Source organism: Rhizobium sp. P1_E6, assembly GCF_056405875.1.
The window spans coordinates 23445-36052 of sequence record NZ_JBFUBG010000067.1; the positions used below are offsets into that span (position 1 = coordinate 23445).

The window sequence follows — 12608 nt, forward strand, 5'->3', positions numbered from 1 at the left end:
GATAGAGTATCCCATGCTTCGAAGGAAAACCGGAGATACCCTGATCTCAGGCGTCTTTCGCGGGTGCCGGCTTGCGGTTGAGATTGCGGCGGATCATGCCGAGGTCCGCGCCGCCGATCAGGAAGGCGGTCGCGAAATAGACGACCATCGAAATCGCAATCAGCAGGCCAAGGGTGCCGACCTTGGTTAGAAGCGGGGCGCCCGAGGCAAGCCAGGGTTCCCAGTGCTGCTTGAGGTAGATGATGACGGCGCCCATGACGGCAGAGGCGACGATCAGAAGGACGGCGCGTTTGGCAAGCGCCCATTCCCATGTCAGATGACCGCGTCGCAGAAGTGTCGTGAAGAGCAGCACGGTGCTGATCCAGCCGGCGGTGGCCTCGGCCACAGCGATTCCGGGTGCACCTATGTAGGGAAAGAGGGTCAGCGCCGTGGCGCAGTTGACAGCGACGGCGACCGCCGAAAAACGCATCGGCGTCTTGGTGTCCTCGCGGGCATAAAAGCCCGGCTGCAGTGCTTTGATCAGCACGAAAGCCGGCAAGCCGATGCCGTAAATCGCAAGGATCGAGCCGACGATAACAGTGTTTTCCTGGTGGAAGGCGCCGCGCTCATAGAGCACGCGGATGATCTCGTCCGAGAGGATCCACAGCGCGAAGGCGGCTGGGATCGTCAGGAACAGGACGAACTCGATCGAGCGGTTCTGCAGAAAGGCGGCCTCGCGTAACGCTCCGCCCTTGAGCGAACGGGCAAGCTCGGGCAGCAGCACCACACCGACGGCGACGCCGACGACGCCGAGAGGGAGCTGGTAGATACGGTCGGCATATTGCAGGGCGGCGATGGCGCCTTCGCGGGAGGAGGCGATCGCCTGGCCGATGAGCTGGTTGATCTGCGTGATGCCGCCGGTGACGGCGGCCGGAACGGCAAGGATCAGCAGCCGCTTGACGTTCGGCGTCATCTTCGGGAAGCGGATGCCGATGCTCATGCCGGCATGCAGTACACCGAGATAGACGACGGCGAGCTGCAGGACGCCGGCCGCGAGCACGCCCCAGGAGAGATACCAGGCCGTCGTCAATGGGTCGGCGCCGGTATAGAGCGCGTAGAACAGCGCCCCGATCATCACGACGTTGAGGAAGACCGGTGCCACGGCCGCGGCGAAGAAGTGGTGCAGCGAATTCAGCATGCCGCTCATCATCGCCGTCAGCGACATGCACATGAGATAGGGGAACATCACCGCCGCCATTCGGATGGTGATGTCGAACTTCTCGGGATCATCCGCAAAGCCCGGCGCGATGACGAAGCGCACGAGAAGCGGCATGGAAAACTCCATCACGATGGTGATGAGCAGCAGCACGGAAAAAAGAACGCCGAACACCTCTTCCGAAAAGCGCTTGGCGCCGTCCGTGCCGTTCGCCTCGATCTCCTTGGCAAAGAGCGGCACGAAGGCGGCGTTGAAGGCGCCTTCGGCAAAGAGCCGACGGAACAGGTTCGGGAAGCGGAAGGCTGCATAGAAAACGTCGGCCATCGGCCCTGTCCCCAGCGCCGCCGCCATCAGCGTTTCGCGGGCAAAACCAAAGATGCGGCTGCCGAGCGTGGCGCCGCCGACCGTGGCAAATTTCTTGACGAGGCTCATGTGGGGGAACCGGCTTTCTTTTCGGCCGCAGTAGCGAGAGGCGCGATGATGCCTGATGGCATGCGTTCGCGCAGTTCGTCCTGCTCTTCGGCCATGACTGCTTTCATGCGGGCGGTGATATTGGCGCGCTTGCTGTCGCCGGAGATCTTCTGGCCGACGAGATCGGTGACGTAGAAGCTGTCGATGACTTTTTCACCAAAGGTGGTGATCCGCGCGGACTGGATGTCGAGCGAGAGATCCGACAGCACTGCCGTCATTTCCGACAGCAGGCCCGGCCGGTCGAGGCATTCCACCTCGATGACGGTGAACTTGTTCGACAGGCTGTTGGTGATCGTCACCGAAGGCGGAATGATGAAGGCCTTGCTCTTCTTGCGGTGTTTGGTGCGGGTCGCGATCACCTCGGGCAGCCGCTTGCGGCCGGAAAGCACGTCCTCGATCATCCGGCCGATCGTGGCTGCACGGCGAAGCTCGTCCTCGTCATTCGGAAACTCGCGGCTGACATGGATCGTATCGAGCGCCCGGCCGTCCGAAGTCGTGAAGATCTGCGCATCGACGATATTGGCACCGGCAGCCGCACAGGCGCCGGCAATGACGGCGAGCAGGCGGGGATGGTCGGGTGAGAGAACGGTGATTTCGGTGATCGCGTGGAAGCTGTCGGTGCGCACCGAGGTTGCCAGCGCCTGGCCGGCCTTGTCGGCCTGGCGGATGAAATGCGCATGGCGTATCTGATCTTCCAGCGGCACGGAGAGCAGGTAGGGCTGGTAATGCAGCTTGGCATAGGTGCGGCGGTCCTTCTGGCTCCAGTCGGAAAGCGCCGCATAAAGCGCGTCGGCAGCAGCCTGGGCGCGCTCTTTGCGCGACACTTCGGAGAAGCCGCCGGCCAGCAGCAGCTCCGTCTCATAATAGAGTGTGCGCAGCAATTGCCCCTTCCAGCCGTTCCAGACGCCCGGTCCGACGGCGCGGATGTCGCAGATCGTCAGGATCAGCAGCATCTTCAGGCGGTCCAGAGATTGAACGCGATCGGCGAAGTCGGTGATCGTCTTGCGGTCCGTCAGGTCGCGCGTCTGCGCGACCATCGACATGGTCAGATGTTCCTCGATCAGCCAGACGACGATTTCGGTCTGCTTCTGCGACAGGCCGAAGCGGGCGCAGAGCTTGCGGGCGACGCGTGCACCGGCAATCGAATGATCTTCCTGCCGGCCCTTGGCCACATCGTGCAGCAGAACCGCGACATAAAGAGCCTCGCGATCCTCGATATGCGGCATCAGCTTGTTGGAGAGCGGGTGCAGTTCCTCGGCCTTGCCCTTGTCGATTTCCGACAGAACATCGATGGCGCGGATCAGGTGCTCGTCAACAGTATAGTGATGATACATGTTGAACTGCATCATCGCGACGATCTTGCCGAATTCGGGAATGAAGCGGCCAAGCACGCCGGCCTCGTTCATGCGCCGCAGGATCAGCGCCGGATCGCGCTTGGAAGTGAGGATCGACAGGAAGAGCCGGTTGGCCTCGTCATTCTCGCGCAGATCGTTGTTGATGAGGTTGAGCGAGCGCGTCACGCGCTTCAGCGCATCGGGATGGAATTCGAGCCCGTTGATATCGGCGACGTGAAATAGTCTGATAATGCTGACCGGATCGCGCTTGAGCACATCAGGATTGGCGAGCGTGATGCGGCCGCGATCTTCCACGAACTCGACGCTGCCGGGGATCTTGCGATTGCGGTGCGTAAAGCGGCTGATGACGCCCGTCAGGCCGGGGATCGACTTCGCCTGCTGGTCTTCGAGTGCGGCGCAGAGGATGCGCGTCAGGTCGCCGACATCCTTGGCAACGAGGAAATAGTGCTTCATGAAGCGCTCGACGGCCGAAAGGCCGGGGCGGGAATGATAACCGAGCGCCTCGGCGATCTCGCGCTGGATATCGAAGGAAAGACGCTCCTCGGCCTTCCCGGTCAGGAAATGCATGTGGCAGCGCACGGCCCAGAGAAAGTCGTCGGCCTTTTCCAGCAACCGGTATTCCTGCTTCGACAGCACGCCGAGCGGCACCAGATCGGCGGGGTCGCGCACATGGTAATAATATTTCGAAATCCAGAACAGCGTGTGCAGGTCGCGAAGGCCGCCCTTGCCTTCCTTGACATTCGGCTCGACGAGGTAGCGCGTGTCGCCGGCCTTGCGGTGGCGCTCGTCGCGTTCGGCCAGCTTGGCGGCGATGAATTCCGGTCCCGTGCCGGTGACGATTTCCTTGTCGAAGCGGGCTTCCAGCTCCGTTTCGAGCGGCTTCAGCCCGCAGATGTAACGCATCTCCAGAATGGCGGTGCGGATCGTCATATCCGACTTGGAAAGCGCGATGCATTCCTCGACGGTGCGGGTCGCGTGGCCGACCTTGAAACCCATGTCCCACAACATGTAAAGCATGAACTCGACGGCTTTGTGCGTCTCTTCCGCCGGCTTCGGCAGGAACAGGAAGAGCAGATCGATATCGGAGCCGGGCGCCAGCGTGTCGCGCCCATAGCCGCCGACCGCCGTGACCGCGAACTTGTCCTTCTGCTTCGGAAAGATATGCGCAGTCGCGAAATTGTAGAGAACGGCGATGATCTGGTCCTGCAGCCAGGAAATCCGGTGCGCGCAGTCGAGCCCGCCCCCCTGGGCGTCGAGCAGTTCGCGCGCCTTCCGACGTCCTTCAACACTCGCCTTCTTCAGAACGGAGAGAAGATCGTTGCGCAGAACGTCCGGACGGTTGCGGTTAGCCTCGGCAATGGCGTCGCATTGCCCCTGCAGCAGTTCCACGTCGAGGATTTCTGAGAAATCGCTGGTGCGCGTTGCCATCGGCTGGGCGATTTCCTGTCCGGTCCTGGCCGCTTGCTCGTGGCGCGCCTCTGGTTTCGTCTGCATGCGCTATAGCCTCTTTGCCCGCCTGATGACACAGCCGTCCATATTGCATGAACCTTTAAATTTGGCGAAATGGTGTTGGCAAGCCGTCGGCCACGGACGCTTTGCCGCAAGTTCTCAGGCAGACGGCTGTGTCAGCAGCGTATTGAGAACCTGCCGCGTCTCGCTCATGATGCCGTCGAGCGTCGCCTTGTCGCATTCGCGGTATCCAGCGTCAATGATTGCACCGCTGAACGCGCCGATCTTCAGGCAGGAACCAGTGATCTTCGCCATGCCGATCGGCGTGTTCCAGCCGCGCGCCTCCAGATTGCCATCAGATTGTTTCATGATCTCCAGCATCGAGACGATGACGGAGAGGCGCTGCGTTTCCTGAAGCAGTTTTTCCATGAACACGGGCGCGGCTCCTACTTCATTTTCTTTTTAAGGTCGTAAAGCGCGTCGAGCGCCTCGCGCGGTGTCATATCGTCGAGGCTCATCGCCTTCAGGGTTTCTTCGACCTTGGAAGGCCCGCGTGACGCCTCTTCACGGCGCACCGCCACCTGGAAGAGCGGCAGGTCGTCGATCAACTGACTCGCTGGGTTCTTGCGGTCGGCGTCTTCGAGTCGGGTCAGCACGTCGCGCGCGCGCGCCACGACGGATGCCGGCAGTCCGGCAAGCCGCGCGACCTGAATGCCGTAGGACCGGTCGGCTGCACCCGGACCGACTTCGTGGAGGAAGATGACGTCGCCGTCCCATTCCTTCACGCGCATTGTTGCGTTCGATAGCCGGGCAAGCTTTTCGGAGAGGACCGTCAGTTCATGGAAATGCGTGGCAAAGAGCCCACGGCAGCGGTTGGCCTCATGCAGATGCTCGACAGCCGCCCAGGCGATGGAAAGACCGTCGAATGTCGCAGTACCCCGGCCGATTTCGTCTAGAATGACCAGCGAACGATCGCTGGCCTGATTAAGGATCGCCGCAGTCTCGACCATCTCCACCATGAAGGTGGAACGCCCGCGCGCCAGATCGTCGGATGCGCCGACGCGTGAGAAAAGCCGGTCGACGATGCCGATATGCGCAGACGTTGCCGGCACGAAGGAGCCCATCTGCGCAAGAATGGCGATCAGCGCGTTCTGGCGCAGGAATGTCGACTTACCGCCCATGTTCGGGCCGGTCAGCAGCCATATCGCGCCATCCTTGCCGTCGGAGACGGGCGACAGATCGCAATTATTGGCGACGAAGGGACCGGTGGACTGCCGACGCAGTGCCTGTTCGACGACAGGGTGGCGGCCGCCTTCGATGGCAAACATCTTCGAGCCGTCGACCAGCGGCCGGCAATAAGCCTGTTCTTCGGCAAGCAGCGCCAGGCCTGCCGCAACATCGATGACGGCGAGCGCCCGCGCGCCTGTCTTGATTACTTCGGCCTCGGCGACCGTCGCTTCCGTCATCCGGTCGAAGGCGAGGAATTCGATCTGCAGTGCGCGGTCGGCGGCGTTGGCGATGCGGCTTTCGAGATCGGCAAGCTCGGTCGTGGTGAACCGCATGGCATTCGCCATCGTCTGGCGGTGGATGAAGCGGGCTTTCGCCTCGGATGTATCGGTCATCGGTCCGGCATTGCCGGCGGTAACCTCGATGAAGTAACCGAGAATGTTGTTGTGCTTGATCTTCAGCGACTTGATGCCGGTCTCTTCGGCATATTGCAGCTGCAGGCCGGCAATGACGCGACGCGACTGGTCGCGTAGCGCCCTGACGTCGTCGAGGTCGGCATTGGCACCATCGCGCAGGAAGCCGCCATCGCGTTTCAGGAGCGGCAGTTCATCTGCAAGGTTTTCCGCGAGCAATATTTCGAGGCCGGACGGCAGGGCTTCCAGCCCCATGCGGGCCTGTTCCAGCTCTTCCGGCAGCATGGCGCTTCCCAGCAGGCCGGCAAGATGCGCGGCAGTGCCCAGCCCCTGGCGGATTGCCCAGAGATCGCGGGGGCCGCCACGGTCGAGTGCCAGGCGGGAGAGCGCCCGCGGCATGTCGGGCACATGTTTCAGGGCATCGCGCAATTCGCCGCAGAGCGACGGCTCCTGCATCAGGAAACCGATTGAATCCAGCCGCTCGTTGACGCGGGCTGGATCGGTGAGCGGCGACATCAGCCGTTCGGCCAGCAGCCGCGCTCCGCCGCCGGTAGTTGTCCGGTCGATCGCCTTGAGCAGCGCGCCGTTACGATCGCCGGACAGCGTGCGCACAAGCTCCAGATTGGCGCGCGTGGCCGGATCGATGAACAGCGTCGAGGCGCCGCTTTCCCGTTCCGGCCTGCCGAGTGGCGGCCGTTCGGCAATCTGGGTCTTCTCCACATAGGCAACGGCTGCTGATGCTGCCGCAAGCTCAGCGCGTGAAAAACTGCCAAAGCCGTCAAGCGTCGAAACGCCGAAATAGCGCGCTATGCGGCCTTCCGCCGTCGCGCTGTCGAAAAGCACAGCCGGCTGTGGAACGGCGGTGCGGCCGAGCACATCGAAAACGGGCTTCAATTCCGGATCGTGGAAGATCGTGTCCGGAACGATGAGTTCGCGTGGGTCGATACGCAGGATATCGGCAAGCAGCCGCGAAGCCTCGGTCTCGGCCAGCCGGAAGACGCCGGTGGAAATATCGATCCAGGCAAGCGCCAGTACCGGCTCCGAAGTGCCGCGGATGCGCGACAGCGTCATCAGATAGTTCGATTCCGAAGGAGAAAGCAGCTTCTCCTCGGTAATGGTGCCCGGTGTAACGAGGCGGACGACATCGCGCTTGACGACGGATTTCGATCCGCGCTTCTTGGCTTCCGCCGGATCTTCCACCTGCTCGCAAACCGCGACGCGATAGCCGAACGCGATCAGCTTCTGCAGGTAATCGTCGGCCGCATGCACCGGCACGCCGCACATCGCAATATCCTGCCCCATGTGCTGGCCGCGTTTGGTCAGCGTGATGCCGAGCGCACGCGAAGCCTCGAGCGCATCCTCGAAGAACAGCTCGTAAAAATCGCCCATGCGATAGAAGAGCAGCGAATCCGGATTGTTCGCCTTGATCTCGATATATTGCTCCATCATCGGCGTCGCCGAGGCGCGACTTTCCTCTGTCGCAAGCTCGGCTGCCGAGAAGGCTTCGTTTCTGGTGTCTATTCGTGCGTTCACGGAGGTGCAGTTTTTCCCAAAAAACAGGTGCCAACCCTATCCGGCCGCCGCTATAGATGACAACAGCAATTGGGGAAGAGGAAAACGTCACCCACAAGACGTTTGGAGGAGTTATGTCGCAGATGGAGAAGAAAGAACGGTCGGTGACGTCTGTCACCGATAAGGAAGCGCTTGAGTTTCACGCAATGGGTCGGCCCGGCAAGCTGGAAATCAACCCGACCAAGCCGATGGCGACGCAGCGCGATCTCTCGCTTGCCTATTCTCCCGGTGTCGCGGTGCCGGTCAAAGCCATCGCTGAAGATCCGGCGACGGCTTACGATTACACGACCCGCGGCAACATGGTTGCCGTCATCTCCAACGGCACGGCCATCCTCGGCCTTGGCAATCTCGGCGCCCTGGCTTCCAAGCCGGTCATGGAAGGCAAGTCGGTTCTCTTCAAGCGTTTCGCCGACGTCGATTCCATCGACCTCGAAGTCGACACGGAAAATGTCGACGAGTTCATCAACTGCGTCCGTTTCCTCGGCCCCTCCTTCGGCGGCATCAATCTGGAAGACATCAAGGCGCCGGACTGTTTCGTCATCGAAAGCCGCCTGCGCGAGCTGATGGATATTCCTGTTTTCCATGACGACCAGCACGGTACTGCGATCATTGCCGCCGCCGGCCTGATCAACGCGCTGGAACTGACGGGCCGCGACCTGAAGACGACAAAACTTGTCTGTAACGGCGCGGGTGCCGCTGCCATCGCCTGCGTCGAGCTCATCAAGTCGATGGGCTTTGCGCCCGAAAACATCGTCCTGTGCGATACCAAGGGCGTCATCTATCAGGGCCGCACCGAGGGCATGAACCAGTGGAAGTCGGCCCATGCGGCCAAGACCGACACGCGTACGCTGGAAGAGGCGATGAAGGGCGCGGATGTCGTTTTCGGCCTGTCGCAGAAGGGCGCCTTCTCCGAGGAGATGATCCGCTCCATGGCCGACCGGCCGATCATTTTCGCCATGGCCAATCCCGATCCGGAAATCACGCCGGAGGAAGTCGCCCGTGTCCGCGATGATGCCATCATGGCGACCGGCCGTTCGGACTATCCGAACCAGGTCAATAACGTGCTGGGCTTCCCCTATATCTTCCGCGGCGCCCTCGACGTCCGTGCCTCGACCATCAACGATGCGATGAAGATCGCCGCCGTGAAGGCGCTCGCGAGCCTCGCCCGTGAGGACGTGCCTGATGATGTCGCGGCCGCCTATCAGGGCAATCGCCCGCGCTTCGGGGCCCAATACATCATTCCTGTTCCCTTTGATCCGCGCCTGATCTCGGCCATTCCGGCGGCCGTTGCCGAAGCGGCGATCGAAAGCGGCGTCGCTCGCAAGATCATCACTGACATGGCTGGCTACAAGCGCGAGCTTTCCGCTCGTCGCGACCCGATCGCCTCCACGCTTGCAAGCCTCTACGAACGCGTTCGCCGGCATCCGAAGCGTGTTGTTTTCGCCGAGGCCGAAGAGGAACAGGTGCTGCGCGCCGCCATGGTCTATGCCAACCAGCAGCTCGGCACCGCCATCCTGCTCGGCCGCGWGGATCTGATCCGCGCAACGGCCGAGCGCGCCGGCATAGACCTCAATCGTCCAGGTCTCGAGATCGTCAACGCGCGCATCTCGACCCGCGTCGAGGCCTATATCGATTATCTCTATGCCCGCCTGCAGAGGAAGGGCTACTTGCACCGCGACGCACAGCGCCTGATCCATAATGACCGCAACCATTTCGCTGCCACTATGGTGGCGCTAGGCGATGCAGATGGCATGGTGACGGGCATCACCCGCAACTATTCGACGGCACTCGAAGATGTGCGCCGCTGCATTGACCATAAGCCGGGCCATCGCGTGATCGGCGTGTCGATCGCGCTTTGCCGCGGCCGCACGGTCTTCGTTGCCGACACTGCGGTTCACGATATGCCGACGGCCGAGGAGCTTGCCGATATTGCGGAGGAGGCTGCAGGTCTCGCGCGCCGCATGGGCTACCAGCCGCGCGTCGCGTTGCTCGCCTATTCCACCTTCGGCCATCCCTCGGGTGAGCGTTCCGAGCGTGTGCGCGAAGCTGTGAAGATCCTCGACAAGCGTCGCGTCGATTTCGAGTATGACGGCGAAATGGCCGCCGACGTTGCCCTGAACCGTAAGGTGATGGAGCAATATCCCTTCTGCCGCCTCTCCGGTCCGGCCAACGTCCTCGTCATGCCGGCATTCCACTCGGCATCGATCTCGACCAAGATGCTGCAGGAACTCGGCGGCTCGACGGTCATCGGACCCATCCTCGTCGGCCTCGACAAGGCGGTGCAGATCACGTCGATGGGCGCCAAGGATAGCGATATCGTCAACATGGCTGCGATTGCGGCCTATGCTGCCGGCTCCTGATAAATAATAGAGGGCGGACCGCTGATGTGGTCCGCCCGAACGGCTTATCCCGCAAAAGCGATCAGATTTCCATCTGGATCGCAGACGATGAATGTTCTGGCACCCCAGGGTTCCAGCCGCAGCGGCTGGTGAAAAGGAACGCCGTTTGCGGTGTATTCGAGAAACAGCGCCTTCACGTCATCAAGCGTAATCGTCGCGGACAGGATATCCTTCTCGCGTTGGCGAATCTCCGGATGGAAAGCCGGCATTTCGACGTGTCGGAGGTTGAGCCTCGCCGCACCGCGAACGACCTGTGCGTAGAAGGGCGGCTCGCCATAAATGAAGCCAGGAGCGAAGCCGAGTTTCTGTGAGTAGAAATCACAGGCAGCGTGAATATCGCTCACGAAAAGCTGCGGTTGGGCATCGAGCAGTGTCGGTTGGGAGGCAGATTTCTGTCCAGTTGTTGCATTCATGTCGGTGAGCCCCTTTTTGAGCGCCGACCAGCTTTCAAAGCCCTCCTGTGCCGCCACGAGTTCCTGCGCATCGGCAAGCTTGAATTCAAGCTCGAGGATTTGCTGGTCGTTGAGATGGCGGTAACGGGCAAGCCAGCAGCGGATCTCCGCAGCGACAGGATAATAGCGATCCTGATGCCAGCGTTTAAACTGCTTGGCTTTCTTTCTGAGGTTTTCGAAATTCGGCATGGCGCAAGGTTTTGATGTTGTAGGCGGGCATAGCCCAGCCGGCACCATTGCCGATGCGCCCTACTGAAAACGCCTGATAAGAATGAATTGACAAGACGCAGCCGTCAAGCGGCCGCCTCAGCTTGCGAAACGGCCTGCATCCGCACCGTAATAGTTCAGATAACGATCGGAAATGCTTGATATCGGTAGCACGATCAGCACGTCGGTCGTATTGAACGCCTGATCGACGACCGCATGGGAGCCGACCATGGCGCCGAGGCGCAGGTACCCCTTGATAAGCGGCGGCAGCGCCATCAGCGCCCTTTTCGGATTGACGCCTTCGGCCGGCATCAGGTCCATGTCGCGCGCCAGATGCGGCAGCGCGCCGACGGCCCATTCATCCTTGGCGAGCACGCTGTGGTAGAGGAAGGAGAGAGCCAGAGCATGACTTTCCGGGTGAACGCCCGGGAAGGAGGCGCAGCCGAACATGGCGCTCATGCCGTGCTTCAACGCATAGGCCCAATTGCCCTGCCAGAGCAGTTCGACGATGCGCTTGGTGCGGTATTCCGGCAGCACGCAGGAGCGGCCGAGTTCCATGAAGCGCTTGTCGGGATGGCGGGCGATGAGCTCATCGATGGCAAATTCCGAAGCCGAGTAAAAACCACCATTGGCCATGGCGACGTCCTGCCTGAGCAGGCGGTAAGTGCCGACGATCTGGTCTTCGGTATCGCCCTCGATCGAGCGGTCGAGAACCAGAAGATGGTCGCAGAAGGCGTCGTAAGCGTCGACATCGCGCTCACGACGCATGGCGTCCGCCGGCAGCTGAGCCTTCATTTCCTCGACGAAGACACGGTAGCGCACGGACTGAGCGGCATCGATCTCGCTCGCTGTACGGGCGAGGCGGGTTTCGAGATTGCCGATGCGGCCAAAAACGTCGCCTTCCTTCGGGGCAGCAGCCGTCGACGGCCGGGAGACCTCGGCGGTAGCGTCACAATTAAGGATGTCAACAGACATGGCGATTCTCCCGTCTCCGGCTTATCACACGCCATAAAACACTTATGTACGACAGGAAAGTGACATACCGAATTTGTGCACGCAAGAAACGTGCCGATTTTCCCAGCTTCAGCGCGCCTCAGCCCGACGAGCTGAAAGAGCAACAACCGCCTGCACTTCGGTGAGCAACCTGACCGCATCTACCGGTTTCACCATGACGCGATTGGCGCCGTTGAGCAAGACCTGTCGCCGCGATTCGTCGCTCTTGTCCGCAGTCAGAACGATGACCGGTACGGGCAGAAGATCGAGCCGACGTTCATGTCCCCGAAGGCGTCCCAGCATGTCGATGCCGTTGCCGCCGGGCATGGAAAGATCGCTGATGATGATATCAGGCCTGTCGTCACCAAGCGCATAGTCGAGCAGGGTCTCGAAATCATCCACATGCCTGACGGAGTGGCCGCCCTTTTCCAGCATGACACGCACCAGCATGGCATTGATCGGATCGTCCTCGCCGAGAAGGACGGAAAAGCCGACGCCCATCGCCGTCCGCTCTGCAATAGAGGGACCAAGGCCAGGCTGGTTGTCGTTCAGCGCATCGCGCTTCTCCATGCCGCGCATGCGCCCACGCAGCACGTCGATCAGCGACTGCTCACGCAGCGGCCGGATCAGCCATGCATCGAACAGGTCGAGCGAATGCGAATTGCGCTCTTCCGGATTGACGAGCAGCACCTTGCGCAGGCCAAGCGCTGCGATCTCCGTGCGATCGGCAATATGCAGCGAGAATTCCTCGGACATGCGGTGATCGATGATGATATCGGTCGGCCTGTCGCCGCTGCGGGCTAGCGACAGCAGGCTTTCGCGCGCCGCCTCGCCGCTGGCGACCAGGTGGCAGCGCCCTCCAAGCGTCGTAATCG

Annotated in this window: 8 protein-coding genes; 1 reads left to right on the plus strand and 7 read right to left on the minus strand. The window is 61.4% G+C overall.

Features of this window, described 5'->3' with window-relative positions; all coding sequences use genetic code 11:
* Window positions 1-46: 46 nt before the first annotated feature.
* The 4 genes from murJ to mutS form a co-directional block, all read right to left on the minus strand.
* The gene (gene murJ, locus AC1D35_RS25210) at window positions 47-1627 is read right to left on the minus strand and encodes a murein biosynthesis integral membrane protein MurJ (protein ID WP_113307765.1); all 1581 of its coding nucleotides are present in this window, start codon (window positions 1625-1627) and stop codon (window positions 47-49) included.
* Window positions 1624-4515: a [protein-PII] uridylyltransferase gene (locus AC1D35_RS25215; protein WP_113307766.1), complete on the minus strand. Its 2892-nt coding sequence runs from the start codon at window positions 4513-4515 to the stop codon at window positions 1624-1626. The genes murJ and AC1D35_RS25215 overlap by 4 nt, the downstream gene beginning before the upstream one ends.
* Window positions 4516-4629: 114 nt before the next feature.
* Window positions 4630-4905, minus strand: coding sequence for a hypothetical protein (locus tag AC1D35_RS25220; RefSeq protein WP_113298350.1), 276 nt, complete (start codon window positions 4903-4905; stop codon window positions 4630-4632).
* An 11-nt stretch (window positions 4906-4916) separates the two neighbouring features.
* A complete protein-coding gene (gene mutS, locus AC1D35_RS25225; RefSeq protein ID WP_113307767.1) occupies window positions 4917-7643 on the minus strand; it encodes a DNA mismatch repair protein MutS in 2727 nt (908 codons plus the stop codon).
* Between the two features lie 113 nt (window positions 7644-7756).
* Here mutS and AC1D35_RS25230 point away from each other — a divergent pair, with 113 nt between their 5' ends.
* Window positions 7757-10042 (plus strand): NADP-dependent malic enzyme, encoded by a 2286-nt coding sequence (locus AC1D35_RS25230; protein WP_477940558.1) that lies wholly within the window; start codon window positions 7757-7759, stop codon window positions 10040-10042.
* Between the two features lie 44 nt (window positions 10043-10086).
* Here the strand turns inward: AC1D35_RS25230 and AC1D35_RS25235 are convergent, their stop codons facing one another.
* The 3 genes from AC1D35_RS25235 to AC1D35_RS25245 all read right to left on the minus strand — a co-directional run.
* Entirely contained in the window at window positions 10087-10722 is a 636-nt protein-coding gene (locus AC1D35_RS25235) for a bleomycin resistance protein (protein WP_113307768.1), read from the minus strand.
* 117 nt (window positions 10723-10839) lie between these two features.
* Window positions 10840-11715 carry a l-ornithine N(alpha)-acyltransferase gene (gene olsB, locus AC1D35_RS25240; RefSeq protein WP_113298354.1) on the minus strand — a complete coding sequence of 292 codons (876 nt, stop codon included), beginning with the start codon at window positions 11713-11715 and terminating at the stop codon, window positions 10840-10842.
* 108 nt (window positions 11716-11823) lie between these two features.
* A partial coding sequence (locus AC1D35_RS25245; protein WP_477940562.1) for a response regulator occupies window positions 11824-12608 on the minus strand: 785 nt, incomplete at its 5' end.

Coding starts and splice junctions, on each gene's coding strand:
- murJ (WP_113307765.1), bottom strand. CDS start 1,627: ATGAGCCTCGTCAAGAAATTTGCCACGGTCGGCGGCGCCACGCTCGGC.
- AC1D35_RS25215 (WP_113307766.1), bottom strand. CDS start 4,515: ATGCAGACGAAACCAGAGGCGCGCCACGAGCAAGCGGCCAGGACCGGA.
- AC1D35_RS25235 (WP_113307768.1), bottom strand. CDS start 10,722: ATGCCGAATTTCGAAAACCTCAGAAAGAAAGCCAAGCAGTTTAAACGC.
- olsB (WP_113298354.1), bottom strand. CDS start 11,715: ATGTCTGTTGACATCCTTAATTGTGACGCTACCGCCGAGGTCTCCCGG.